The organism is Roseateles sp. FW301-B2 (assembly GCF_058788955.1).
Genome location: NZ_JBYTBE010000010.1, coordinates 84,464 through 110,483, shown reverse-complemented (window position 1 = coordinate 110,483; position 26,020 = coordinate 84,464). Strand labels below are relative to the sequence as shown.

The window sequence follows — 26,020 nt, the reverse complement described above, 5'->3', positions numbered from 1 at the left end:
ACGTGTCTGGCAAATAAAAAACGGGACCCGCGGGTCCCGTTTTCGTTGCGGCTAGCGCGCTGCGAGCTTGCTCAGACCGCCTCGTCCGTCAGCGCCACATGGCTGAAGCCACCATCCACGTACATGATCTCGGAGCTGACGCCCGCGGCCAGGTCCGAGAGCAGGAAGGCCGCGACGTTGCCGACATCATCGATGGTGATGTTGCGGCGGATCGGGGTGTTAGCGGCGAAGTGGGTGAGCAGCTTGCCGAAGTCCTTGATGCCCGAGGCGGCCAGGGTCTTGATCGGGCCGGCGGAGAGGCCATTCACCCGCACCTGGCGCTTACCCATCGAGTAGGCCAGGTAGCGCACGCTGGCTTCCAGCGAGGCCTTGGCCAGGCCCATGGTGTTGTAGTTGGGCACATAGCGCTCGGCGCCCAGGTAGGAGAGCGTCAGCAGCGAGGCGCCAGGGCGCAGGCGCGAGACCGCCGCCTTGGCCATGGCCGGGAAGCTGTAGGCCGAGATGTCGTGGGCGATGCGATAGTTTTCGCGCGACAAGCCTTCCAGGAAGTCGCCGGCAATCGCTTCGCGCGGCGCGAAACCGATGGAATGCACGAAGCCGTCAAACTCGGGCCAGGTTTCGCCGAGTTGGGCGAACATGGCATCGATCTGCTCGTCGCTGGAAACATCGCAATCGAAAATGAGTTTGGAATCAAATTCGGCCGCGAATTCGGTGATGCGGTCCTTGAAGCGTTCGCCGACGTAGCTGAAGGCCAGTTCGGCGCCCTCGCGGTGGCAAGCCTTGGCAATGCCGTAAGCGATGGATCGGTTGGACAGCACGCCCGTGATCAGCAGTCGCTTGCCTGCGAGAAATCCCATGTCTGCTCCTTGGTATCAATGTTCAAATCAGCGCGGGATTCTCGCATGCCATGCGTTTTGGGCAAGCCGGGTTCTTGCGGGCACGGTGCTTGCATAGTACAATCCTGGCTTCGCTGAAAAGTGAACGGTGGGCGGATTCATCCAGCCCATTTTTTTTGCTTGAGCGTTCCCGTTAACTTCTAGATACGCCCCGAGAGAGCATAGACACGCCGCGCATGACAAATTGGCAAGCTGCTGTAGAAAAAACCGTGACCGGCCTCGGTTACGACCTGGTGGACTGCGAGCGCAGTGCCGGGGGCTTGCTGCGCGTGTACATCGACAAGCTGCCCGAGCAGGCGGCCCAGGGCGAACTGATCAACGTGGATGACTGCGAGCGCGTGACGCGCCAACTGCAGTATGTGCTGGAAGTCGAGAACGCCAGCTACGAACGCCTGGAAGTGTCTTCCCCCGGCCTCGACCGCCCGCTGAAGAAACCCGCCGACTATGCGCGTTTCGCGGGCCAGGAGGTGCAGGTCACCCTGCGCGTGGCGTTCCAGGGGCGCAAGAAATACAAGGGTGAGCTCTCGGCCGAGGGCGAAGGCTGGCGCCTCGTCTTCAACGACGGCAAGGGCGACCAGGCATTGGATTTTTCCCTTGAGGAAGTGCGCGAGGCCCGCTTGGTGCCCGCGGTCAATTTCAAGGGGCGTGCAGCCAAGCCGGATGGCGCGGCTGCACCGAAGGCGGGCAAAGCTGCGAAGCCCAAGAAGCAGAGCAATGCCAAGGCCAGGCAGCAGCTGGATGACCCAGCGGCTGCGGACAAGGATGACAAGGTTGACGGAGGTCTCGATCAATGAACCGCGAACTGTTGATGTTGGTGGATGCCATCTCTCGCGAAAAGAGCGTGGAGCGCGATGTCGTGTTCGGCGCAGTGGAAGCTGCACTGGCCTCGGCCACGAAGAAGCTGTATGGCGGCGAGGTGGACATTCGCGTCTCGATTGACCGCGATTCTGGCGAGTACGAGACCTTCCGCCGCTGGCATGTGGTGCCCAACGAGGCCGGCCTGCAAAACCCCGACTCCGAGATCCTGCTGTTTGAAGCGCAGGAGCAGATCGCCGACATCGAGGTCGAAGACCATATCGAGGAATCGGTGGAGTCGGTGCCGATCGGCCGTATCGGCGCCCAGGCTGCCAAGCAAGTGATCCTGCAGAAGATCCGCGACGCCGAGCGCGAGCAGCTGCTGAACGACTTCATGTCGCGCGGCGAGAAGATCTTCATGGGCACCGTGAAGCGTCTGGACAAGGGCGACATCATTGCCGAGTCGGGCCGCGTCGAAGGTCGCCTGAAGCGCACCGAGATGATCGCCAAGGAAAACCTGCGCACCGGCGACCGCGTGCGTGCCGTGATCCTGGGCGTGGACCCGACCCAGCGCGGCCCGCAAATCATGCTCTCGCGCTCTTCGCCCGAGTTCATGAAGGAGCTGTTCGCGCAGGAAGTGCCCGAGATCGAGCAGGGCCTCCTGGAGATCAAGAGCTGCGCCCGCGACGCCGGCAGCCGCGCCAAGATTGCCGTGCTCTCGCACGACAAGCGCGTCGACCCGATCGGCACCTGTGTGGGTGTGCGCGGTTCGCGTGTGAACGGCGTCACCAACGAGCTCGCCGGCGAGCGCGTGGATATCGTGCTGTGGTCGGAAGACCCGGCCCAGTTCGTCATCGGCGCGCTGGCGCCGGCGAATGTGCAGTCCATCGTGGTGGACGAAGAACGCCATGCCATGGACGTGGTGGTGGACGAGGAAAATCTCGCCATCGCGATCGGCCGTGGTGGTCAGAACGTGCGCCTGGCCTCCGAGCTCACCGGCTGGCGCATCAACATCATGTCGGCCGAGGAATCGGCCGTCAAACAGGCTCAGGAGTCTGAGTCGGTCCGCAAGCTCTTCGTCGAGAAACTCGACGTCGATGCCGAAGTGGCCGACATCCTGATCGCCGAAGGGTTCACCAGCCTGGAAGAAGTGGCCTATGTGCCCATGCAGGAGATGCTGGAGATCGAGGCCTTCGACGAGGACACGGTCAACGAGTTGCGCACCCGCGCCAAGGATGCGCTCCTGACCATGGAAATTGCCCGTGAGGAAAGTGTCGAGGAAGTCTCCCAAGACCTGCGCGACCTGGAGGGTGTGACGCCCGAACTGGTCGCCAAGCTCGCCGACGGCAATATCCATACACGCGACGACCTGGCCGATCTGGCCGTCGACGAACTCGTTGAACTGGCCGGCATGGACGAGGCTGAGGCCCGCGCCATGATCATGAAGGCCCGCGAACATTGGTTCACCGCCTGATGGGCGCCATGAACACAACTGTACGCACAGCAGATTAGCAAGCTTAAGGATTCCACAATGGCTGTGACCACCGTCGCCCAGTTCGCTGCAGAGCTACAAAGGCCTGCAAGCACGCTGCTTGAGCAGCTGCAAGCTGCGGGCGTCAAGAAGGCGTCCACCGAGGACGCCCTCAACGAGACCGACAAGGAACGGTTGCTGGACTACCTGCGCACCGCGCACGGTACGACCGGTGCCGACCGCAAGAAGATCACGCTGACGCGCAAGTCGACCAGCGAGATCAAGCAGGCCGATGCCAGCGGCAAGGCCCGCACCATCCAGGTCGAGGTGCGCAAGAAGCGCACCTTCGTCAAGCGTGACGATGCCAGCGGCATGGACGAGGCCAGCGCGCAAGCGGCCGAGGAAGCCGAGCTGCAGCGTCGCCAGGAAGAGGCCCAGGCGCATGCCGAGGCCCTGCGCGCCCAGGAAGAAGAGCTGGCTGCCCGCGTGCGTGAACGCGAAGAGCAGGAACGCCTGGCTCGCGAGGCCGAGGAGCAGCGCCGCCAGGAGCGTCTGCAGGCCGAGGCCCGCGCCGCCGAGCAGGCCGAGAAGGATGCCGCCGACAAGGCCGCCGCCGAAGCCGCTGCCAAGGTTGCCGCCAAGCAGGATGCCCAGGCCGCTGCACGTGCCGCCGCTGCCGCCACCAACAAGGCGCTGGCCGCCGGTGGCCGCCGCGCGCCCGCGCCGGCTGCTGAGCCCGCACCCGCGCCCGCCCCCGTGGTGGCCGCTGCGCCGGCACCGGCACCGGTTGCCGAGCCTGCACCCGCCCCCGTGGCCGCAGCGCCCGTGGCGCCGGCCGCGCCGGTGGAGCCGCCCAAGCCGCAGCTGCGTGTCATCAAGGCCGTCGATGTGGGCGCCGAGGAAAAGCAGAAGCAGGTCGACCTGGAGCGCCGCCGCAAGGCCGCCGAGGCCGAGGCCGCTGCCATCCGCGCGATGATGAATGCACCGAAGAAGGTGCTGGTCGCGAAGAAGGAAGAGCCCAAGCCCGAGCCCGCCAAGGAAATCAAGGGCACCATCCACAAGAAGCCCGGCACGCCTGGCGCGCCGGCTACTGCCGCGACCGCGGGTGCCGGTGCCAAGCCCGGCGACAAGAAGTCGGTCAAGAGCGAGAAGCTCTCGTCCTCCTGGGCCGATGATGCCGCCAAGAAGCGCGGCCTCAAGACCATTGGTGCGGGTGCTCCCACGGGTGCTCGCCCGGCCGCCGGCTGGCGCGCGCCCAAGGGTGGCGCGTCGGGCCGCCGTGGCGACCGCAATGACCGCGGTGGCCAGCCGTCCAACTACGTGGCGCCGAGCGAACCGGTGGTGCAAGAGGTGCATGTGCCCGAGACCATCTCGGTGGCCGACCTCGCCCACAAGATGTCGATCAAGGCGTCCGAGCTCATCAAGCAGTTGATGAAGCTGGGTCAGATGGTCACCATCAACCAGCAGCTGGACCAGGAAACCGCCATGATCCTGGTGGAGGAAATGGGCCACAAGGCCTTTGCCGCCAAGCTGGACGATCCCGATGCCTTCCTGGAAGAAGAGGGCGCTGCCGCCGAGCAGCAGCACGAGATGCTGCCGCGCGCACCGGTGGTCACCGTCATGGGTCACGTCGACCACGGCAAGACCTCGCTGCTGGACTACATCCGCCGTGCCCGCGTTGCCGCGGGTGAGGCGGGCGGCATCACGCAGCACATCGGCGCCTATCACGTCGACACGCCGCGCGGCATGATCACCTTCCTCGACACCCCCGGCCACGCGGCCTTTACGCAGATGCGTGCCCGCGGCGCCAAGGCCACCGACCTGGTGATCCTGGTGGTGGCGGCGGACGACGGTGTGATGCCCCAGACCAAGGAAGCCATCCACCATGCCAAGGCGGCCGGCGTGCCCCTGGTCGTGGCGATGAACAAGATCGACAAGCCCGGTGCCAACCTGGAACGCCTGAAGAGCGAGCTGGTGGCCGAGGAAGTCGTGCCGGAAGAATTCGGTGGCGATTCGCCCTTCGTGCCGGTCTCGGCCAAGACGGGCGAGGGCATCGACGCGCTGCTGGAGCAGGTGCTCTTGCAGGCCGAGGTGCTGGAGCTCACCGCGCCGGTGGAATCCATGGCCAAGGGCCTGGTGATCGAGGCCAAGCTGGACAAGGGCCGCGGCCCGGTGGCCACGGTGCTGGTGCAGAGCGGCACGCTCAAGCGCGGCGACGTGGTGCTGGCCGGTTCGACGTATGGCCGCGTGCGCGCCATGCTGGACGAAGACGGCAAGACCTGTACCGAGGCCGGCCCGTCAATCCCGGTGGAAATCCAGGGTCTGACCGAAGTGCCGCAGGCCGGTGACGAATTCATGGTGCTGAGCGATGAGCGCCGCGCCCGTGAAATCGCCACCTTCCGTTCCGGCAAGTACCGTGACGTCAAGCTGGCCAAGCAGCAGGCCGCCAAGCTGGAGAACATGTTCGAGAACATGGGCTCGGGCGATGTGCAGACCCTGCCGCTGATCATCAAGGCCGACGTGCAAGGCTCGCAGGAAGCGCTGGCCTCCTCGCTGCTCAAGCTCTCGACCGACGAGGTCAAGGTGCAGATCGTGCACGCCGCGGTGGGTGGCATCAGCGAGTCGGACGTCAACCTGGCGATCGCCTCCAAGGCCGTCATCATCGGCTTCAACACCCGCGCCGACGTGCTGGCTCGCAAGCTGGCCGAGGGCAATGCGGTCGACATCCGCTACTACAACATCATCTACGACGCGGTGGATGAGGTGAAGGCAGCGATGGCCGGCATGCTGGCTCCCGAGCAGCGCGAAGAAGCGCTGGGTACGGCCGAGATCCGCGTGGTCTTCGTGGCTTCCAAGATCGGCACGGTGGCCGGTTCCATGGTCACCTCGGGCCTGGTGCGCCGTGGTGCCAAGTTCCGCCTGCTGCGCGACAACATCGTCATCTACACCGGCGAGGTCGACTCGGTCCGCCGCGAGAAGGACGACGTCAAGGAAGTCAAGGAAGGCTTCGAGTGCGGTATCAAGCTCAAGAACTACAGCGACATCGCCGAGGGCGACCAGCTGGAATTCTTCGAGATCAAGGAAGTCGCCCGAACGCTGTAAGGCGGAGTTGGCCTCATCCCCAAACCCCGCCTTCGAAACAGAAGGCGGGGTTTGTATTTGGAGTAGCAGATGCGACATAAACGAGCGATACCCAACCGGTCCTTCCGGATCTCGGACCAGATCCAGCGCGATCTGGCCGAGCTGATCCGCGAGCTCAAGGACCCGCGCGTGGGCATGGCCACGATCAACGCCGTGGAAGTCACGCCTGATTACGCCCATGCCAAGGTGTTCTTCTCGGTGCTGATCGGCGACCCGGCCGAATCCGAGCTGGCGCTCAACGAGGCGGCAGGTTTTCTGCGCAACGGCCTCTTCAAGCGCCTGCAGATCCACACCGTGCCGACCCTGCATTTCCATTACGACCGCACCATCGAACGTGCGGCCGAGCTGAGCTCGCTGATTTCCAAGGCCAACGCCACGCGCGCCCTGGACGACGAAGACCAGACCAACGACTGAAGACCAAGCCGCCGTGAACGCCCCCAAACCCCAGCGCCAGAGAATCCAGCGCCGTGCCCTGCACGGTGTGCTGCTTCTCGACAAGCCGCTGGGCCTGTCCAGCAACGATGCGCTGCAGAAAGCCAAATGGCTGCTGCGGGCGGAAAAGGCCGGCCATACCGGCACGCTGGACCCGCTGGCCACGGGGCTGCTGCCGCTGTGCTTTGGGGCCGCCACCAAATTCAGCCAGGTCAGCCTGGATGCCGACAAGGCCTACGAGGCCACGCTCAGGCTGGGCCAGACCACCACCACCGGCGACGGCGAGGGCGAGGTGCTGGAGACGCACGAGGTGGCAGCCACCCGCGCTCAGATCGAGGCGGCCTGTGCCCAGTTCACCGGCCTGATCTCGCAAGTGCCGCCGATGTACTCGGCGCTCAAGCACGAAGGCAAGGCGCTGTACGACTATGCCCGTCAGGGCATCGAGATCGAGCGCCCGGCGCGCCAGGTCACCATACACAGCATTGACATCCTCGACTGGCAAGCTGAGCAGCTGACGATCGCGGTGCGCTGCTCCAAGGGCACCTACATCCGCACCCTGGGCGAGGACATCGGCCGCGTGTTGGGCTGTGGTGCGCACCTCAGCGCGCTGCGCCGCACCGCCAGCGGCCCGGTGACGCTGGACGGCGCCATCAGCCTGGATGCGCTCGCCGCGATGACCGAGGCCGAGCGCGAAGACCTGCTGCGCCCGCCGGACGCCTTGCTGGCGGACTGGCCCGAGCAGCGTCTGGATGCTGCCGAGGCGGCCCGCTTTCTATCCGGTCTGCGGCGTCGCGTTGCCGTTGCAGATGTGAGTCAGGTGAAGGTCTACGGGCCCGAACCGCAGGCCTTTCTGGGCAGCGCACATATCAAGGGCGGCGAGTTGATCGCCGACCGCCTGCTCAGCCCGCAGGAAGTCCAGGCCCTGCTTGGCACCGCGGCCTGATGTACCAGTTCTGAAGTGAGTTTTTATGAGCATCCAAATCCGTAACATCGCCATCATCGCCCACGTGGACCATGGCAAGACCACCCTGGTGGATCAGCTGCTGCGCCAGTCGGGCACCTTCCGTGAGAACGAGAAGGTCGCCGAGCGCGTGATGGACAACAACGACATCGAAAAGGAACGTGGCATCACGATCCTGTCGAAGAATTGCGCGGTGTCCTGGAAGGGCACCCACGTCAACATCGTCGACACCCCCGGCCACGCCGACTTCGGCGGTGAAGTGGAGCGCGTGCTCTCGATGGTGGACTCGGTGCTGCTGCTGGTGGATGCCGTCGAAGGCCCGATGCCGCAGACCCGCTTCGTCACCAAGAAGGCGCTGGCCCTGGGCCTGAAGCCCATCGTGGTGGTGAACAAGGTGGACCGCCCCGGCGCGCGCCCCGACTACGTCATCAACGCCACCTTCGACCTGTTCGACAAGCTCGGCGCCACCGAAGAGCAGCTCGACTTCCCGGTCGTCTACGCCTCCGGCCTGAACGGCTGGGCCACACTGACAGAGGGCGAGACCGGCACCGACATGGCGCCGCTGTTCGACACCGTGCTGCGCCATGTGCCGCCGCACGAGGGTGATATCGGCGGCCCGCTGCAGCTGCAGATCTGCTCGCTGGACTACTCCACCTTCGTGGGCCGCATCGGCATCGGCCGCATCACCAGCGGCAGCCTCAAGCCCATGCAGGACGTGCTGATGTACGCCGGCCCCGACAGCACCCCCAAGAAGTGCCGCGTCAACCAGGTGCTGAAGTTCGAAGGCCTGGAGCGCCGTCAGGCCGAGCTGGCCCTGGCCGGTGACATCGTGCTGGTGAACGGCATCGAGGAGATCGGCATCGGCGTGACGCTGACCGCCATCGACAACCCCGTGCCCCTGCCCATGCTCAAGGTCGACGAGCCGACCCTGACCATGAACTTCTGCGTCAACAACAGCCCGCTGGCCGGCCGCGAAGGCAAGTTCGTCACCAGCCGCCAGATCTGGGACCGCCTGCAGAAGGAATTGCAGGCCAATGTGGCGCTGCGCGTCAAGGAAACCGACGAAGACGGCATCTTCGAGGTCTCGGGCCGCGGCGAACTGCACCTCACCATCCTGTTGGAAAACATGCGCCGCGAGGGCTACGAGCTGGCCGTCTCGAAGCCGCGCGTGGTGTTCCACGATGTCGGTGGCGAGCGTCACGAGCCGATCGAAATGGTCACCGCCGACGTCGAGGAAGCCCACCAGGGTGGCGTGATGCAGGCCCTGGGTCTGCGCAAGGGCGAGCTGGTGAACATGGAGCCGGACGGCCGTGGCCGCGTGCGCCTCGAGTACCGCATCCCGGCGCGTGGCCTGATCGGCTTCCAGAACGAATTCCTGAACCTGACGCGCGGCACCGGCCTGATCTCCAACATCTTCGACGGCTACGAAGCCCACAAGGGTGAGATCGAAAGCCGCAAGAACGGCGTGCTGATCAGCCAGGACAACGGCGAAATCGTCACCTATGCGCTCGGCAAGCTGGACGACCGCGGCCGCATGTTCGTGAAGGCCGGCGACCCGGTCTACGAAGGCATGATCGTGGGCATGCACAACCGCGACAACGACCTGATCGTCAACGCGGTGCGCGCCAAGCAGCTCACCAACTTCCGCGTCTCGGGCAAGGAAGATGCGATCAAGATCACCCCGCCGATCGAGCTCTCGCTCGAGTACGCGGTGGAGTTCATCGAGGACGACGAGCTGGTCGAGATCACGCCCAAGAGCATCCGCCTGCGCAAGCGCCACCTGATCGAGCACGAGCGCAAGAAGTTCGCGCGCGAAAACTCCGGGGCCTGATGAGCCACCGGCGCGCCGTTCTCCTGATGCTGCTGATCACCCTGCTGTGGAGCACGGCAGGGGTGGTCTCTCGCCATCTGGAAGCGGCGCGCAGCTTCGAGGTCACCTTCTGGCGCAGCGGCTTCAACGCGCTGGCGCTGCTGCTGGCCCTGGGGCTGATGCGCGGCCGCGCGCTCTGGGGACAGGTCTTGCGCGCGCCGCGCAAGGTCTGGGCCTCGGCGTTGTGCTGGGCGGTGATGTACACCGCCTTCATGCTGGCGCTCACCATGACCAGCGTGGCCAATGTGCTGGTCACCATGGCGCTGGGCCCGCTGCTGACGGCGCTGTTCGCGCGCCTGTTCCTGCACCACCGCCTGCCGGCGCGCACCTGGGCCGCCATCCTGCTGGGCAGCGCCGGCATCGCCTGGATGTTCGGCCACGGGCTGCAGGGCGGCCTCGCCAGCCTGGCCGGCATGGGCGTGGCCCTTGGCGTGCCGCTGGCCGCGGCGACCAACTGGACCCTGTTGCAGCACGACAGCAAGCAAAAAGACGGTGAGGAGCGCAGCGACATGCTGCTGGCGGTGCTGCTGGGCGCGCTGATTTCGGCCGCCTGCACCTTGCCGCTGGCCTGGCCCCTGCTGGCCTCCCCGCATGACCTGACCCTGCTGGCCGGCCTCGGCGTGTTCCAGCTGGCCCTGCCTTGCCTGCTGGTGGTGCGCCTCGCGCGCGTGCTCTCGGGGCCGGAGCTGGCCCTGTTGGGCCTGCTGGAAGTGATCTTCGGCGTGCTGTGGGCCTGGCTGGGTGCTGGGGAAGCCCCGTCTTCCGCCGCCCTGGTGGGCGGTGCTATGGTGCTGGCAGCCCTGGCAGGCAATGAACTGCTGGGCTGGCGTGAGCGCCCGTTGGCCACGCCACTGACCCATTAACAATCATTAGCAAACAAGCTTTCCGTTGTTGGAGTTGTCCCGCATGCCCGCCGCTGCTCTTCCCCCGCTGCAATCCGATGGCCAGATCCTGGCCGAAGTGAACGGTTGCCTGGGTCTCATCACGCTGAACCGCGCGCCGGCGCTGAACGCGCTGTCGCTGGCGATGATCCGCGACATCACCGCCTTGCTGAAGGCCTGGGCGGAGACGCCGGCGATCCAGGCGGTGGTGGTGCTGGGGGCGGGGCGCGAGGGCAAGCCCGCAGCCTTCTGCGCCGGCGGCGACATCCGCTTCTTCCACCAGGCCGCGCTCGCGGGTGACAGCGCGCTGGAAGACTTCTTCACCGAGGAATACGCGCTCAACCACCTGATCCACCATTACCCCAAGCCCTATATCGCCCTGATGGACGGGGTGGTGATGGGCGGCGGCATGGGCATCAGCCAGGGCGCCAAGCTGCGCGTGCTGACCGAGCATTCCAAGCTGGCCATGCCCGAGACCAATATCGGCCTGTTCCCCGATGTCGGCGGCGGCTGGTTCCTCTCGCAATGCCCCGGCCATGTGGGCGAATGGCTGGCCCTGACCGGCCAGCCGATCGCCGCCGGCGATGCCATCGAGCTGGGCCTGGGCGACGTGTTCGTGCAGAGCAGCGACCTGCCCGCCATCATCCAGGCCTACCGCCAGGGCGAGCAGCACAGCGCCGAGCATGTGGTGGCCACGGTGATGGAGCGTGCCGACCTCGCGCCCGCGCCCGACCATCTGGAACTGCGCCCGCGCATCGACGAGCATTTCTCCAAGCCCACGGTGGCCGCGATCATGGCCTCGCTGGCCGCCGCCGACGATGCCTGGGCCCAGCACACCCATGCCACCCTGCTGAAGCGCTCGCCGCTGATGCTGGCGGTGACGCTGGAGCAGCTGCGCCGCGCGCGCCGCATGGCCAGCCTGGCTGAGGACCTGCGCATGGAGCGCGATCTGGTGCACCGCTGTTTCCATCTGCGTCCCGGCGCCGCCAGCGAGACGGTGGAGGGCGTGCGCGCCCTGGCAGTCGACAAGGACCACGCGCCGCGCTGGAACCCGGCCAGCATCGCCGAAGTCACGCCGGCCATGGTGCAGGCCTATTTCGAAAGCCCCTGGGCGGCCGATCAGCATCCCTTGCGCCAGCTGGCATGACCTGACCCCCGCGGCGGACCATAATCGCATCACCCTCCCACAAGGAGCATTGATGCCCTCCGATATCGAGATCGCCCAAGCGGCGACGCTGCGCAAGATCCTGCCCCTGGCCCACGAGCGCCTGGGCCTGCCCGAGGACAGCCTGGTCCCCTATGGCCATTACAAGGCCAAGCTGAGCCTGGCGCATATCGCCGGCCTGCAGGACCGGCCCGACGGCCATCTGGTGCTGGTCACCGCCATCACCCCCACGCCGCCCGGCGAGGGCAAGACCACCACCACGGTGGGCCTGGGCGATGCGCTCGGCCAGATCGGCAAGCACGCCATGGTGTGCCTGCGCGAGCCCTCGCTGGGCCCCTGCTTCGGCATGAAGGGCGGCGCCGCGGGCGGCGGCCACGCCCAGGTGGTGCCGATGGAGGACATCAACCTCCACTTCACCGGCGACTTCCACGCCATCGGCCTGGCGCACAACCTGCTCTCGGCGCTGATCGACAACCATGTCCACCACGGCAATGCGCTCGGGCTGGACGTGCGCCGCATCACATGGCGGCGCGTGGTCGACATGAACGACCGCGCGCTGCGCCAGATCACCGTGGCGCTGGGCGGGCCGGGCAATGGCTACCCGCGCGAGGACGGCTACGACATCGTGGTGGCCTCGGAGGTGATGGCGATCCTGTGCCTCGCCACGTCGCTGGCCGATCTGAAGCGCCGCCTGGGCAATATCGTGGTGGGCTATACCGCCGCCAAGCAGCCGGTGCGCGCGCGCGATCTGAAGGCCGATGGCGCGATGGCGGCCCTGCTCAAGGATGCGCTGGCGCCGAATCTCGTGCAGACCATGGAGGGCACGCCGGCCTTCGTGCATGGCGGCCCCTTCGCCAATATCGCGCATGGCTGCAACTCGCTGATCGCCACCCGCACCGCGCTCAAGCTGGCCGACTATGTGGTCACCGAGGCGGGCTTCGGCGCCGACCTGGGGGCCGAGAAGTTCATCGACATCAAGTGCCGCAAGGGCGGGCTCAAGCCCGCCTGCGCGGTGCTGGTGGCTACCGTGCGCGCCATCAAGCACCATGGCGGCAGCGGCCTCGAGGGCGTGGCCGCGCTGGAGGCCGGCATGGCCAATCTGCGCCGCCATGTGGAGAACGTGCAGCAGCATCTGGGCTTGCCCACCGTGGTGGCGATCAACCAGTTCACGCAAGACACGCCGCAGGAGCTGGCGGCGATCGCCCAGGCCTGCGCGGACCTGGGCGTGCGCTGCGTGCTCGCCAACCACTGGGCCCATGGCGGTGCCGGCGCCACCGAGCTGGCCCATGCGGTGGTGCAGCTGTGCGAGGCCGCGCCGCCGCGCCGCGCCGAGGTCTATGCCGACGAGCTCACGCTGGACCAGAAGATCGAGGCGGTGGCCCGCAAGATCTACCGCGCCGACGGTGTGCGCTTCGAGCCCAAGGCGCGCCAGCAGCTGGCCGAGCTGCAGGCTCAGGGCTGGGGCGGGCTGCCGGTGTGCATTGCCAAGACCCAGTATTCCTTCAGCACCGACCCCGGCCGCCTCGGCGCGCCCGAGGGCCATGTCTTGCCGGTGCGCGAGCTGCGCCTGAACGCCGGCGCCGAGTTCGTCACCGCCATCTGCGGCGACATCATGACCATGCCGGGCCTGCCCAAGGCACCGGCCGCCGAACGCATCAGCGTCGACGATGCGGGACGCATCAGCGGCCTGTTCTGATGGGGTAAAGTTCGCGCCCTTTTTGTCTTCAAGTGCGTGAATGATTGCGAGTGCCAAACAGCGTTCAGCCGCCGCCGCCCGGGCGGCGGAATTTTTTGTGATGAGCCAGTTGCTGCGCCAGGGCCATGAGGTCGTGCCCACGCTGGGCGGCATGGGCGAGGTGGAGCTGCTGGTGAAGAGCCGCAGCGGCCGGCGCTACGAGGTGATGGTGCGCGGCGTGGCCGACAACGGCCGCTGGGTGGTGAACAGCCAGAACGAGGCCGAACTGGCCGAGCGCGTCTATGTGCTGCTCAACTACAAGCGCTTCGAGGAGGCGCGCAGCTACCCGCTCGTGTACCTGCTCTCGGGCGCCAGCGCCGAGGCCCTGAAGGTCGAGCGCGGCCGCGCCCGCGTGATCGCCTTCGCCGGCAAGCAGGCGCAGAGCGGCGAGCTCGAGCGCTGGATGGAAGCTTGGCATCTGATCCAGTGAAGCCGTGCTAGGCTGAGCCCGCAGCCACCCCATTCCAAAGGTAGGAACGAGAGTCATGCCGAGTCAGCGCGTCGCGGCCCTGGGCCGACCCATGCAGGGGTTTCTGTACAGCGAGGTGCTGACCGTGCTGGCCCTGATGGTGGGCGGCGTGGCCACACCCTGGTGGGTGGCACAGCAAGGCGGGGCGCAGGCGCTGGCGCTGAACGGCACGCTGACCTCGGTGGCGGCCTTTCTCTTCATGCCCTTGCTGGCGCCGCTGGGCGACGCCTGGCCCAAGCAACGCCTGATGATGGCCGGCCTGCTGCTGAGCGCCCTGGGCGCGGCGGGCATGGCCGGCATGATTAGCGCGCAGGCCTACAGCCTGGGCTGGGTGCTGGCGATCGGCGCCCTCGGCGCGCTGGCCTGGGGCCTGATGGCGCCGGCCTCGCTGTCGATCGCGGCCGAGCTGGTGCCCTCGGCCCAGCTGCCCGAAGCGCTGCGCCTGCAGCGCAGCGCCCAATCGCTCGGGCGCGTGCTGGGGCCGGCCGTGGGAGGCTTGCTGGTGAGTGCGTCCACCGGCGTGGCCGTGTGGGCGCAATGCGGGCTGCTGCTCGCCGCCGCGCTGGCGGTGCGCGCGATCCCGCGTCATGCCGCGGCGGCGGCCGCTCCGCGCGGTGCCTGGCGCGATGAATTGCGTCAGGGCCTGAAGGCCAGCTGGTCGGTCAAGATCGAGCGCGGCTGGACCCTGGTGAGCTTTGTTGGCACCACCTGCCTGCTGCCGGGCTTCGGCCTGCTGGTGCCGCTGAAGCTGCAATCGCTGGGGCTCTCGGGCGGCTGGCTGGGCGCGGCCGAGGCGGGCCTGTCGCTGGGCATGCTGGGTGGCGCGCTGGGCGGCTCCAACTGGGTGGCTGCGAGGCTGGGTCGCTTCCACACCCGCGTCGGCGGCACCCTGCTGCAGGGGCTGGGCCTGTGCCTGGCGGGCGCCACCTCCCAGGGCCTGCTGCTGGTGCTGGCCCTGTTCGGCGTCGGCTTTGCCAATTCCTGTGGCGTGCTCGCCGGCCAGACGCATCGCATGCTGGCCATCCCCGCGCATTTCCGCGCCCGCCTCAATGCCGTCAGCATGATGCAGCTGCAGGTGTCGGCCGCGCTGGGGCCGGCGCTGGTCGGTTGGGCCCTGCTGCATGCCGAGGTGAGCACCGTCTATGTGGCGATGGGCGCGATCGGGGCCTTGTCGGCGCTGGGCTTTCTGCTCGTGCCGGGCCTGCGCGAGATGCTGAGCCTTGAACATGAGCAGGTGCGCGACTGGTACGCACATCAGCACCCCGAACTCTTCCATGCACAATCCTCGCCAACTTCCTGAGCAAACATGACAACACGAGTTCTCTATACCGCTGTGCTGTTGCTGGGCCTGAGCGCCTGCGCCTCAGGGCCACAGGGCCAGGGCGGCAAGCCGCCCACCGAGGAGCGCATTGCCGATGCCGCCACCGCGCCGCTGGCCGACCTGAATCTGGTCAAGGCCAAGATTCCCGAGCTGCTGCTGCGCGCCCAGGAGCAGCCCTACCAGGCCCCGGCCGAGCGCAGCTGCGCCGCGTTGCAGGCCGAGGTGAGGGCGCTGGACGAGGTGCTGGGCCCCGACGTGGATGCGCCGCGCCACAAGCAGGGCAGCGCCAGCGAGCGGGGCGGCGAAGCCCTGGGCGACGCCGCCATCGGCGGCCTGCGCGGCGCCACCGAGGGGCTGCTGCCCTTCCGCGGCTGGGTGCGCAAGCTCACCGGGGCGGAGCGCTATTCGCGCCAGGTGGCGGCGGCGGTGGCCGCCGGCATGGCGCGGCGCTCCTATCTCAAGGGCATGGGTCAGCCGCAGGCTTGTGAGTTTGTGCCGGCCCCGCCGCCAGCGCCGCAAACACCCTAAGGGATAATGCCGGGGTGCAAGACCCCACCCCGAACTCATCGCCCAGCCCCTGGCGCCTCTCGGTTGCGCCCATGCTGGACTGGACCGACCGCCACTGCCGCTTTTTCCACCGCCTGCTCACCAAGCAGACCCGGCTCTACACCGAGATGGTCACCACCGGTGCGCTGCTGCATGGCGACCAGCCACGGCATCTGGACTTCAACCCGGAGGAACATCCGGTGGCCCTGCAGCTGGGCGGCTCCGAGCCCGCGGACCTGGCCGCCTGCGCCAGGCTGGCCGAGCGCTGGGGCTACGACGAGGTGAACCTGAACTGCGGCTGCCCCAGCGAGCGGGTGCAGCGCGGTGCCTTCGGCGCCTGCCTGATGGCCGAGCCCGGCCTGGTGGCCGATGGCGTGAAGGCGATGCGCGATGCCGTCTCGCACATTCCCGTCACCGTGAAGCACCGCATCGGCATCGACCGCATCGAGAGCTACGACTTCGTGCGCGACTTCGTCGGCCGCATCGCCGAGGCCGGCTGCGAGGTCTTCATCGTGCATGCGCGCAATGCCTGGCTGCAAGGCCTCTCGCCCAAGGAGAACCGCGAGGTGCCGCCGCTGCGCTACGAGCTGGTGCACCGGCTCAAGCGCGAGTTCCCGGCGCTCACCATCGTGCTCAACGGCGGCATCAAGACCGACGCCGAGATCGCCGAGCAGCTGCAATATGTCGATGGCGTGATGGTGGGCCGCCAGGCCTATCACGAGCCCTGGCAGATGGCGGCCTGGGACGAACGCTTCTTCGGCCGCAGCGGCCCGGCCGAGCTTGGCCCGGGCGGGCGCGAGCAGGTGGAAGAGGCCTGGATCGCCTATCTGCAACAGCAGGTGGCGCAGGGCCGGCCCTGGTCGCAGGCGATGCGCCACGCGCTGGGCCTGTGGAACGGCGCCGCCGGCGCAAGGCGCTGGCGCCAGGTCTGGTCCGACCATCATCTGAAGGGCCTGCCGCCGGCGGTGGTGCAGGGCCAGGCGAGCGCGGCACGCCTGGGTGTGGCGGCGCATGTAGCGCAGGGCGCGCGCGCGGCCTGACGGCTGGCACGGGCGCCCGGGCCCACAAGCCTGGCATGCTGGCAGCATCAAGGAGACCCCATGTTGCGCCACCTGCTTGTGTTGAGCCTCATGCTGTGCACCGCGGCCCACGCTGCCGCCCCACAAACGCTGGATGATGGCGTCTTCTGGCTGCCCGGCAGTCATGCCCCGGGCGCCCAGCCCGACGGCAACAGCGTGCTGCTGCGCGGTGCGCAGGGCTGGGTGTTGCTGGACAGCGGCCGCCACGCCGCGCAGACCCAGGCGCTGCTGGATTTCATGCGCGCCGAGGGGCAGGGCGGCGCCGCGCTGGCCCTCGTCAACAGCCATTGGCATCTCGACCATCTGGGCGGCAATGCGCTCATCCGGCAGCAATGGCCGGGGCTGCGCGTCTACGCCAGCGCGGCCGTCGACGGCGCCCTGCAGGGCTGGCTCGCCGCTTACCGCCGGCAGCTCGAGGGCTTGATCGAGAAGCCGCAAGACCTTGATGAAAGCAGCCTGAGTTCGGCGCGCATCGACCTGGCCCTGCTGCAGCAGGCCGAGCGCCTGCGCCCCGACGAGCGGCTCAGCGCGCCCCAGCAAGACCTGACCCTGGCCGGGCGCAAGCTGCGCCTGGGCGTGATCAAGGGGGCGGTGAGCGGTGGCGATGTCTGGCTGCTGGACCTGGCCAGCCAGACCCTGGTGGCGGGCGATCTGGTGACCCTGCCCGTGCCGTTTCTCGATACCGCCTGCGCGGGCGGCTGGCAGGCCGCGCTGGCGACGCTGGCGGCCCAGCCCTTCACCCGCCTGGTGCCCGGTCATGGGCCGGTGCTGAGCCGGCAGGAGTTCGAGCACTATCGCGAATCCTATGGGAGGCTGCTGCAATGCGCCGCCTCCGCGCAGGGGCCGGGGGCATGCGCCGATCAATGGCTGCAGGATGCCGCGGCCTGGATCGCGCCCGCCGAACAGCCGCGCGCCCGCGCCATGCTGGGCTACTATTTCCAGCAGCATCTGCGCGCCGCCACGCGCGACCGCTTCTGCAGCGCCCCGCCATGAACGACCGGATTCTCTTGTTCTTCCACTGCTACGACACCGCCCTCGGCTGCTGCGGCATCGCCTGGGGCGAGCGCGGCATCGTTGGCGCGCAGCTGCCGGAGGAAAGCGCGGCGGCCACGCGCGACCGCATGCGCGTGCGCTTCCCGACGGCGCGCGAATCTGCCGCGCCGCCGGCCGAGGTATGGGCCGCCGTCGAGGGCGTGCAAGCCCTGCTGCGCGGCGAGCCGCGCGACCTGCTGGAGTTCCGCCTCGACGAGACCGGCATCCCCGCGTTCAACCAGCGCGTGCATGCGCTGACGCGCCGCATCCCGGTGGGCCAGACGCGCACCTATGGCGAGCTGGCCCAGGCCCTGGGCCTGCCCGGCGCGGCGCGCGCGGTGGGCCAGGCCGAGGGCCACAACCCCTTCGCCCCCATCGTGCCCTGCCACCGCGTGATGGGTGCGGGTGGCGTGGGCACAGGCTTCTCGGCCCATGGCGGGGTGGCCACCAAGCTGCGGCTGCTGGCCATCGAGGCGCGCGCCACCGGGCAAATGGCCGGCGAGCAGTCGGGCTTGTTCGGCTGACTCATACAATTGGCCCCCCTCCCAGCCTTCCCGATCACCGGGACCCGCCCATGTCCTTCGCCTCCCTGGGCCTGATGCCCGCCCTCGTGCACGCGGTGCGCGAGCAGGGCTACCACGCACCCACGGCGATACAGACGGCCGCCATTCCCGCCATCCTCGGCGGCGGTGATGTGCTGGGCCTGGCCCAGACCGGCTCGGGCAAGACCGCCGCCTACGCGCTGCCGCTGTTGCAGCGCGTCTGGGAGCAGGGCGCCGATGCGGCGCGCCAGCCGCGCGCGCTGGTGCTGGTGCCCACGCGCGAGCTGGTGAGCCAGGTGGGCGAGGCGCTGCGCGAGTTCGCGCAGGCGCTGCCGGCCAGGCTGCGCATCGCGCTGGCCTTCGGCGGCGTCTCGATCAACCCGCAGTTGATGAGCTTGCGCGGCGGTTGCGATGTGATGGTGGCCACGCCCGGTCGCCTGCTGGACCTGATCGAACACAATGCCCTGCGCCTAGGCGCCGTGCACACCCTGGTGCTGGACGAGGCGGACCGCCTGCTCGACCTGGGCTTTGCCGATGAGCTGAACCGGCTGCTGGCGCTGCTGCCGCAGCGGCGCCAGAACCTGTTCTTCTCGGCCACCTTCGCGCCCGCCGTCGAGGCGCTGGCGAACGGCTTGCTGCGGGCGCCGGCGCGCATCGCCATCGCGCCCGAGCCGCTGCGCACCGAAGCGATCCAGCAGCGCGCCATCGTCGTCGACGCCGCCAAGCGCACGCCGCTGCTGCGCCACCTGCTGCAGCAGGAGGCCTGGCCGCGCGCGCTGGTGTTCGTGGCCACCAAATACGCTACCGAGCATGTCTCCGACAAGCTCTGGGCCCATGGCGTCAAGGCCGCCGCCCTGCATGGCGAGCTGAGCCAGGGGGCGCGCACGCGCGTGCTGCAGGCGCTCAAGGACGGCGAGCTGCAGGTGCTGGTGGCCACCGATGTAGCGGCCCGCGGCCTGGACATCCCGGAGCTGCCGGTGGTGCTCAACTACGACCTGCCGCGTTCGGCGGCCGACTACCTGCACCGCATCGGCCGCACCGGCCGCGCCGGCGCCAGCGGTCAGGCGCTGAGCTTCATCAGCGGCGAGACCGTGACGAACTCCGAAGCGCATTTCCGCCTGATCGAGAAGCGCCAGGGCCAGCGCGTGGCGCGCGAGCAGATCGCCGGCTTCGAGCCGGCCGCCGCGCTCAGCGCCGAGCCCGGCCCCGGCGGCATCAAGGGCCGGCGCAAGAGCAAGAAGGACAAGCTGCGTGAAGCAGCAGCAGCAGCAGCGGCGGCGGCCGCGGCCGATGGGCTTCAGCCCTTGTTGGCGTCGAAGTAATAGGCCAGGCGCTTGCGCGGCGAGAGGTAGTCGAACACCGCCTCGGGCAGTTGCTGGGGCTTGAGGGTGCGCACGATGCTCACATCGGCCTCCTGCTCCAGGTCCACCAGGATGGCCTGGTCCCGCGGCACGCCGGCGTCGTAGACCAGCACCATGGGCTTGAGCGGCCGGGCGCTGTTGACCGAGACCACCATGGCCATGCTGTCGTTGGACAGCACCACCACCGTGCCGGGTGGGTAGATGCCCATGCAGCGGATGAAGGTGCTCAGCGGCAGGGCCTCGAACTGGCCGCGTTGCTGGCCATACATCACCGAGAGCGCCTCGTGCGGCGTCATCGCGCGCGCCGGATTGGCCGGGTTGCAGAGATTGTCGAAGCTGTTGGCCACCGCCACGATGCGCGCCAGCATCGAGATCTGCGGGCCCTTCAGCCCCTCCGGATAACCGCCGCCGTCGACGCGCTCATGGTGCTGGACGATCACGTTCAGCACCTCGGGCGAGAGCCCCAGCTTGCGCCCCGTCACCAGGCCGTACTGGCAATGCTGGCGCAGCAGATCGGCCTCGGGCTTGGTGAGCGGCTCCTGCTTGCGCACGATGCGCTCGGGCACGTCGAACTTGCCGATGTCGTGCAGCAGGGCGGCCAGGCCCAGCAGCTTGATGGCCTCGGGCGGCGCCTTCAGCTCCTTGGCCAGCATCATCGCCAGCACCGTCACGTTGAGGGCGTGGTGGTAGGTCTCGTCGGCGCCGATCTTGTCCTTCATCAGATTGATGGCCACCTCGGCGTCGGTGAGCATGGACTCGGCCATGGTGGCCACCAGCTTGAGCGCTTCCTCGCGGGCCTGCTCGGGCTGGGAGAACAGGTTCTGGTTGACGCTCTTGAGCGCCTTGGCCGCGGAGAGGAATTCGCGCTCGCAGGCCTCCACGCGGGCGCGCTGCGCGGCCAGCCGCGCGACGCGCTCGCGCTTGGCGCGGTAGGCCTCGCTGTCCAGATCGCTGCTGGCCGCGGGCGGTGCCTCGCGGCCGGCGTCCACCGCCGGCAGGGCCAGAGGCTCACCGTCGCTCTTGCCGGGCAGGTAGCGGATGCGCTTGAGCCCCAGGGATTGCAGGGTCAGGATCTGGTTCAGATCCTTGATCTTGAAGCTGGAGAAGGTGAAGGGATGCTCGGTCCAGGGCAGATCGAGCATCACATGCAGGCCGATGCAGAGCTGGCTCGGGTGGATGTAATCGGGGCCTGTTGCCATGACGCGCTGACTGGGGAGGTAGATCTGCCTGCATCATGCGCGCTGGCCGCGCCGGCGCGCAAGGCGTCAGATCAATCCCAGGGCGCGGTCTCGAGCGTCGGCGCACTGGCCGGGGCCAGGTCTTGCGGCAGCGCCGCCGGCAGGCTGCCGCCAGCGGCAAAGTCGTGCTCGCCGCCCAGGCCCTCGATCAGCTCGGGGATCAGCTGGCCCAGCTCCAGCGTGGCCAGCGCCGCATCGGCGTCGAAGGCCTCGTCCTTGGTGGGCTTGTCGCGACCCTCGAAGACCAGATCCAGGAAGGCGATCTTCTTGATCTGCAAGGTGTCGCTGAGCATGAAGGAGACGCGGTCGCGCCAGCTCATCGCCAGCTTGGTGGGTGCCTTGCCGCCGGTGAGGTGCTGGCGCACCTCCTCGATGTCCAGCGCATGGCGGGCATAGCGCACCACCGACTTCATCTCGTCCTCGCTCTTGAGCTCGCACTCGCGGTCGATCGTGAAGCCGGCGGGCGGCACGCCGTCCAGCAGCCAGGCCGTCATGCAGGCGGCGGGCGACTCGGCCGTCTGCACCAGCTGCAGCGAGAGCCCGTCGAGCTGCTTGACCAGCAGCGTCACCACCTCGTCGGCCTTGGCCGGCGAGCTGGCATCGATCATCAAGAGGCCCTGGCGCGGGTTGATCCAGATGCGGATCGACGATTGCTTGGTGAAGGCCTGAGGCAGCAGCTCGTGCGTGACCTGCTCCTTCAGCTCGTTCTTGGCCTTTTTGCCCGGCTTGCGGCCGGTTTCCTGCTCCATGCGCTCGGCCAGCTCCTCGACCCGGCGCTTCACCACCGAGCCCGGCAGCACGCGCTGCTCGATCATCAGCTTGAGCAGCAGATGGCCGCCCACGTTTTCTACCAGCGGGGCGTGCTTGACGCCGCGCGGCTCCACCCAGCCCATCGAAAGCGCCTGCGAGGCGCCACATTCGACGAAGGCGCCCTGGGCCAGGGCATCCTCGAACTGTTCGATGGTGGGCTGCCAGTCGGGGGCGATCCGGTACACGATCAGGTTCTTGAACACTGCAAAATCCTCGGGGAGAAAAAAGGGCGCCCGGCCGAGCCGGGCGCCCCTGGCATGAAAGCCGCTATTGTCTCAGGACCGGAGGGCCTTGCGCCGCGTCAGGCCCAGCAGCCCGAACCCGGCCAGCCACAGGGCCAGCGTCGCCGGCTCGGGCACGGCGACGATGGCCTGCATGGTGCCGGTGAAGCTGCCGGTGCCGGTGAAGGTGAGCCCGGTGACGAAGGCGGTGGGATCGAAGGCGCTGAGGCCGGCGGAGGGCTCGATGCCGCGGATCTGGAAGCGGTCGACGCCGCCGGCATGGCCGGCCGCCACGAAGTCGAAGCCGGCGCCGGCGGCCAGGCCGGCCTGCGCCAGGGTCCAGGCGCTGCCGTCCCACAGATAGACCTCGTAGAGCCCGTCGCCGACCTGGCTGGCAATCTGCACGCTCTTGAAGTTCGGGTCGCCGATGCCGGTGCGGTAGTCGAAGCCGCTGGCGATGGCCGGGTCGATGAAGGTCACCGCATCGGCCGAGACCGAGTCGACATGGAACTGGTAGACCGGGCCCTGCTCGGCTCCGACCACATTGGCCACCGGGCTCAGCGTCGGCAGCGCGATATTCGTCGGCGCGCCGACCAGGCTGCCTGGATCGATCGGCGTGTAGTCGAAGAAGGATTGCGAGCGCGACTGCACGCTGTGGTCCGGCCGCAAATGGTCCAGGGAGATGGCCAGCGAGTACGAGGTGCCGTATTGCAGCAGGCCCGCAGGCAGGGTCAGCGACTGGCCCGAGGCGACCGTCTGCGTGTAGATCACGTCGCTCTGCTGCGTCGATCCCGGCGAGGTCGGTGTCATCGAGATCGAGGGGATCTGGTGGCTGTTGTCGAAGACGCGTACCTGCACCTGGTCGATCGAGGTGGCCGAGGCCGGCAGGGTCCAGCTGACGGTGGGCGTCAGCCCGGCCGATTGCAGCGACATGCTCTGCACAAAGGGCATGGCGGCCACCGCGCCGACCGGTGGCGCGGCGACGATGGTGCGGGTGCCGCTGGCGAAGCTGCTGTCGGTCGACAGCCAGATGTTCCAGGCCCCGGTCAGGTTCGGGTCATAGGCGCGCGCGCCGTAGTACTGCAGCGGCTGGGTCGAGAAATCGCGCGCCAGGATGCGCTGGCGCACCCAGCCGGCGCCGCTGACGCTGGCCGCGCAGCTGATGCCTAGAGGGCATTGCGCGGCAAAACTCCAGACGGTGGCGCCGGCCTGCGAGGGGGGCGCTTCGGGGTTGAACAGACCCCAGAACAACAGGTCGCCGCTGCCGCGGTTGGTGCTGTTGGCGCTGTTCTGCAAGCGCATCGCGAAGCTCGCGCCGGCGCTGGGCAGGTCGGCCTGGGCGGTGGCGATGACGGCCAGCAGGGCCGTGGCAGCGATCGTGCGGGGCAGGCGGGTCATGGCGATCTCCATCGAGGCGTGGCCCAGGATAGGGCCGCCCCGCTGGCGCCGCGTCCATAGATTTGACTAGCCGGCCTCGGCCGCCAGCCGCCGCAGCACTTCCTCGAACACCGCCGGCTCCTGGCCGCCCTGGATCAGGTGGCGGTCGTTGATGATGATGGAGGGCACCGAATGGATGCCCTGGGCCTGGTAGAAGGCCTCGCGCTCGCGCACCTCGGCGGCGTAGCGCCCGGAGGCGAGCACCGCGCGCGCGGCCTCCACATCCAGCCCCAGCGCCGGGCTCAGCGCGCGCACCGCGTCCAGCATCACGCCATGGTCGCCGGGGTTCTTGCCGTCGGTGAAATAGGCGCCGAACAGCGCCAGCTTGAGCTCGCGCTGCGCCTCCGGGCTCTGCTCGCCGGCCCAGTGCAGCAGGCGGTGGGCATCGAAGGTGTTGTAGATGCGGCTGCGGTTCTGCATGTCGAACACAAAGCCCAGCTCGGCACCGCGCTTGCGGATCGCTTCGCGCACGCCGGCGGCCTGCTCGGTGCTGGCGCCGTACTTCTGCTGCAGGTGCTCGTCGATGTTCTGGCCCTCGGCGCCCATCTGGGGGTTGAGCTCGAAGGGCTGGAAATGCATCTCCACCGGCAGATCGGGCATGCGCGCCAGCGCCTGCTGCAGCGATTTGAGCCCGATGGCGCACCAGGGGCAGGAGATGTCGGAGACGAAATCGATTTTCATGGCCGGCACTTTAGCCAAGCCGCCGATCGCTTGCTCGCGCCAGGTAAAACCACTCATGGCCGGCCAGGGCTTTCGAGTTCGGGAAGACGATGCGGCCGTCGGCCGGCGCCAGCACCGGCGTGCCGTCGTGGCGCGTGCCGATGCGCTGGCCCTGCGTGAGCGCATCGAAGCTGGCCCATTCGCGCTCGAAGCGGTCGCCCTCGTGCTGGCGGTCCACCACCTCGTAGAGCTTGAGCAGCTCGGGTGGGCTGGCGGGGCGGTGCGCGTCGACGCTGGCGGGCGCCAGCATGCCCAGCAGCACCAGGGTGCGCAGGATGGCCAGGTACGCCACCTCGGGGGCCTGCGGGTCGGCATGCTGGCCGCATTCCAGCGTCACGCCATAGCCGCCGCGGGCGCGCATGTACTCGGTGGTGCCCATGCCGTAATGCGGGTCCTGCAGGGGCGCGCCCTGCTCGGCGCGGCGGCGCAGGCCCAGCTCGTAGGTGGAGAGCCAGCCCTCGACGATGCGCGTGGGGCCCAGCGCCGCGGCTAGCGCGGCCTCGGCGGCGGCATGGGCAAACGGCTCCAGCTCGCCCTGGTTGTCGCGCGGGCCCAGCATCACGAAGGCCTGGCCCTGGCCCTGGAAGGAATGCAGGTCCAGCAGCACCTCGTGCGCGGCCAGCAGGGGGCAGAGCTGGTTGGCGATGCGGTCTTCGACATCCTGCGGGATCGGGCACTCGCGCAGATTGCGGTTTAGGTTGCGTTCGCCCTCGCGCTGGCCGCGCTGGTAGGCCAGCGGGTTGACCACCGGCACGCAGGTGAGGGTGCCGCGCAGCAGGCGCAGCGCGCCGCGGTCGAGTTGCTCCAGCAGGCGCGTGATCGCCAGGCTGCCGCAGATCTCGTTGCCGTGCACGGCGCCGGTGATGAGCAGGCGCGGGCCCTTGGCCAGGCCGGCAAACTGGTGGATGCGCAGATGGGTGGGGGTGTCGGTACTCGTCATGGCGCGATGGTAGGGTAGGCGCGCGGCGGCAGGCCATCGCTTTTCATCGCGGCCCTATGCCCTGATCCGCTCGGGCCAGGTCGCCAGCAGCACGCCGGTCAGCGCCAGGCCGTAGGCCAGGGCCTGCATGCTGCCGATTGCCTCGCCCAGCGCCAACAGCCCGACCAGGGCGGTGGCGATGGGTAAAAAAACCATGAAGACGCCGGCACGCGCCGCCGGCACCTGCTGCAGGCCGTGCATCCACAGCCACACCGTCACCATGCTGGCGGCGGTGGCGTAGAAGGCCAGCAAGCCCCAGCTGGCCATGGACACGGCAGCGAAGTCGAAGCGCCAGGCCTGCCACAGGCCCAAGGGCGTCACCAGCACCAGGCCCCAGAGGTTGATCAGGGCGCTGATGCGGCGCGGGGGCAGGTCTTGCGTGAGGCGTTTGCCGATCACCACATAGCAGGCCTCGCACAGCACCGCGGCCAGCACCAGCAGCGGGCCCCAGGTGGTGCCCGCGCCGCCGCCGCCGTCAGCGCGCGTGAGCGCCACCACGGCGATGCCGGCCACGCTCAGCGCCACCCCCATCAGCACGCGCGGGGCGATGTGCTCGCGCAGGAACAGCCAGCTTAAGGCCGCCACCGCCGCCGGTATGCCCGCCAACAGCACGCCGGCCACCACCGCCGAGGTGCTGCGCAGGCCATAGAGCAGGCAGATCGAGAACAGGAAGTTGCCGATGAAGGACTCCAGGAACAGCAGGCCGCGCGTGCGGCGGTCCAGCCGGGGCTCGTGCGGCGCGCGCCGCAGCCAGCTCAGCATCAGCACGGCCGCAAAGCCGAAGCGCAGCCAGGCCAGCAGGAACACCGGGAACACCAGCACCAGCAGCTTGGACAGGCCCACATAGCTGCCGACCAGGCCGGTGCTGAGGGCCAGGCTGGCATAGGCCAGCCAGGGTATGCGGGCGGAGCTCAATCG

Annotated in this window: 22 protein-coding genes and 1 pseudogene; 16 read left to right on the top strand and 7 right to left on the bottom strand. The window is 68.4% G+C overall.

Annotation, left to right across the window (positions count from 1 at the left end; all coding sequences use genetic code 11):
• Positions 1-71: 71 nt before the first annotated feature.
• A complete protein-coding gene (gene fabI, locus AC3WQY_RS09375) occupies positions 72-857 on the bottom strand; it encodes an enoyl-ACP reductase FabI (protein WP_285232398.1) in 786 nt (261 codons plus the stop codon).
• 215 nt (positions 858-1,072) lie between these two features.
• On the opposite strand from fabI, the pseudogene rimP reads away from it, so the two are divergent.
• The 16 genes and pseudogenes from rimP to AC3WQY_RS09295 all read left to right on the top strand — a co-directional run.
• Positions 1,073-1,555, top strand: a pseudogene (gene rimP / locus AC3WQY_RS09370) (ribosome maturation factor RimP); the annotation flags it as partial.
• Positions 1,556-1,686: 131 nt separating this feature from the next.
• Positions 1,687-3,165, top strand: coding sequence for a transcription termination factor NusA (gene nusA / locus AC3WQY_RS09365; protein WP_285232397.1), 1,479 nt, complete (start codon positions 1,687-1,689; stop codon positions 3,163-3,165).
• Positions 3,166-3,222: 57 nt separating this feature from the next.
• Entirely contained in the window at positions 3,223-6,264 is a 3,042-nt protein-coding gene (gene infB, locus AC3WQY_RS09360; protein ID WP_285232396.1) for a translation initiation factor IF-2, read from the top strand.
• A gap of 69 nt (positions 6,265-6,333) precedes the next feature.
• Entirely contained in the window at positions 6,334-6,717 is a 384-nt protein-coding gene (gene rbfA, locus AC3WQY_RS09355) for a 30S ribosome-binding factor RbfA (protein ID WP_492707718.1), read from the top strand.
• A 13-nt stretch (positions 6,718-6,730) separates the two neighbouring features.
• On the top strand, positions 6,731-7,678 hold the full coding sequence (gene truB / locus AC3WQY_RS09350) for a tRNA pseudouridine(55) synthase TruB (RefSeq protein WP_492707716.1): 948 nt from the start codon (positions 6,731-6,733) through the stop codon (positions 7,676-7,678).
• Positions 7,679-7,703: 25 nt separating this feature from the next.
• The gene (gene typA, locus AC3WQY_RS09345) at positions 7,704-9,527 is read left to right on the top strand and encodes a translational GTPase TypA (RefSeq protein ID WP_285232393.1); all 1,824 of its coding nucleotides are present in this window, start codon (positions 7,704-7,706) and stop codon (positions 9,525-9,527) included.
• A complete protein-coding gene (locus tag AC3WQY_RS09340; protein ID WP_492707714.1) occupies positions 9,527-10,429 on the top strand; it encodes a DMT family transporter in 903 nt (300 codons plus the stop codon). The genes typA and AC3WQY_RS09340 overlap by 1 nt, the downstream gene beginning before the upstream one ends.
• Before the next feature lie 43 nt (positions 10,430-10,472).
• On the top strand, positions 10,473-11,594 hold the full coding sequence (locus AC3WQY_RS09335; RefSeq protein WP_492707712.1) for an enoyl-CoA hydratase/isomerase family protein: 1,122 nt from the start codon (positions 10,473-10,475) through the stop codon (positions 11,592-11,594).
• 52 nt (positions 11,595-11,646) lie between these two features.
• Positions 11,647-13,308 (top strand): formate--tetrahydrofolate ligase, encoded by a 1,662-nt coding sequence (locus AC3WQY_RS09330; protein WP_285232390.1) that lies wholly within the window; start codon positions 11,647-11,649, stop codon positions 13,306-13,308.
• A 100-nt stretch (positions 13,309-13,408) separates the two neighbouring features.
• Entirely contained in the window at positions 13,409-13,777 is a 369-nt protein-coding gene (locus AC3WQY_RS09325; protein WP_285232389.1) for a hypothetical protein, read from the top strand.
• Positions 13,778-13,832: 55 nt separating this feature from the next.
• On the top strand, positions 13,833-15,116 hold the full coding sequence (locus tag AC3WQY_RS09320; protein ID WP_492707709.1) for an MFS transporter: 1,284 nt from the start codon (positions 13,833-13,835) through the stop codon (positions 15,114-15,116).
• A gap of 6 nt (positions 15,117-15,122) precedes the next feature.
• Positions 15,123-15,665, top strand: coding sequence for a hypothetical protein (locus AC3WQY_RS09315; RefSeq protein ID WP_285232387.1), 543 nt, complete (start codon positions 15,123-15,125; stop codon positions 15,663-15,665).
• A 71-nt stretch (positions 15,666-15,736) separates the two neighbouring features.
• Positions 15,737-16,723, top strand: coding sequence for a tRNA dihydrouridine(20/20a) synthase DusA (gene dusA, locus AC3WQY_RS09310; RefSeq protein WP_285235660.1), 987 nt, complete (start codon positions 15,737-15,739; stop codon positions 16,721-16,723).
• Between the two features lie 60 nt (positions 16,724-16,783).
• A complete protein-coding gene (locus AC3WQY_RS09305; protein WP_492707706.1) occupies positions 16,784-17,755 on the top strand; it encodes an MBL fold metallo-hydrolase in 972 nt (323 codons plus the stop codon).
• Positions 17,752-18,318: a methylated-DNA--[protein]-cysteine S-methyltransferase gene (locus AC3WQY_RS09300; RefSeq protein ID WP_492707704.1), complete on the top strand. Its 567-nt coding sequence runs from the start codon at positions 17,752-17,754 to the stop codon at positions 18,316-18,318. The genes AC3WQY_RS09305 and AC3WQY_RS09300 overlap by 4 nt, the downstream gene beginning before the upstream one ends.
• A gap of 50 nt (positions 18,319-18,368) precedes the next feature.
• Positions 18,369-19,658 carry a DEAD/DEAH box helicase gene (locus tag AC3WQY_RS09295; protein WP_492707702.1) on the top strand — a complete coding sequence of 430 codons (1,290 nt, stop codon included), beginning with the start codon at positions 18,369-18,371 and terminating at the stop codon, positions 19,656-19,658.
• On the opposite strand, the gene AC3WQY_RS09290 is transcribed toward AC3WQY_RS09295, so the two are convergent.
• From AC3WQY_RS09290 to AC3WQY_RS09265, 6 genes are all read right to left on the bottom strand, one after another.
• Entirely contained in the window at positions 19,634-20,896 is a 1,263-nt protein-coding gene (locus AC3WQY_RS09290) for an HD-GYP domain-containing protein (protein WP_285232383.1), read from the bottom strand. The genes AC3WQY_RS09295 and AC3WQY_RS09290 overlap by 25 nt on opposite strands.
• A 71-nt stretch (positions 20,897-20,967) precedes the next feature.
• Entirely contained in the window at positions 20,968-21,948 is a 981-nt protein-coding gene (locus AC3WQY_RS09285; protein WP_492707699.1) for a recombination-associated protein RdgC, read from the bottom strand.
• Positions 21,949-22,020: 72 nt separating this feature from the next.
• Entirely contained in the window at positions 22,021-23,364 is a 1,344-nt protein-coding gene (locus AC3WQY_RS09280) for a PEP-CTERM sorting domain-containing protein (RefSeq protein ID WP_492707697.1), read from the bottom strand.
• A gap of 66 nt (positions 23,365-23,430) precedes the next feature.
• Positions 23,431-24,084 (bottom strand): DsbA family oxidoreductase, encoded by a 654-nt coding sequence (locus tag AC3WQY_RS09275; protein ID WP_492707694.1) that lies wholly within the window; start codon positions 24,082-24,084, stop codon positions 23,431-23,433.
• A gap of 10 nt (positions 24,085-24,094) precedes the next feature.
• The gene (locus tag AC3WQY_RS09270) at positions 24,095-25,063 is read right to left on the bottom strand and encodes a M14 family metallopeptidase (RefSeq protein ID WP_492707692.1); all 969 of its coding nucleotides are present in this window, start codon (positions 25,061-25,063) and stop codon (positions 24,095-24,097) included.
• Positions 25,064-25,117: 54 nt separating this feature from the next.
• Entirely contained in the window at positions 25,118-26,017 is a 900-nt protein-coding gene (locus tag AC3WQY_RS09265) for a DMT family transporter (RefSeq protein WP_492707690.1), read from the bottom strand.
• Between the last annotated feature and the right edge of the window lie 3 nt (positions 26,018-26,020).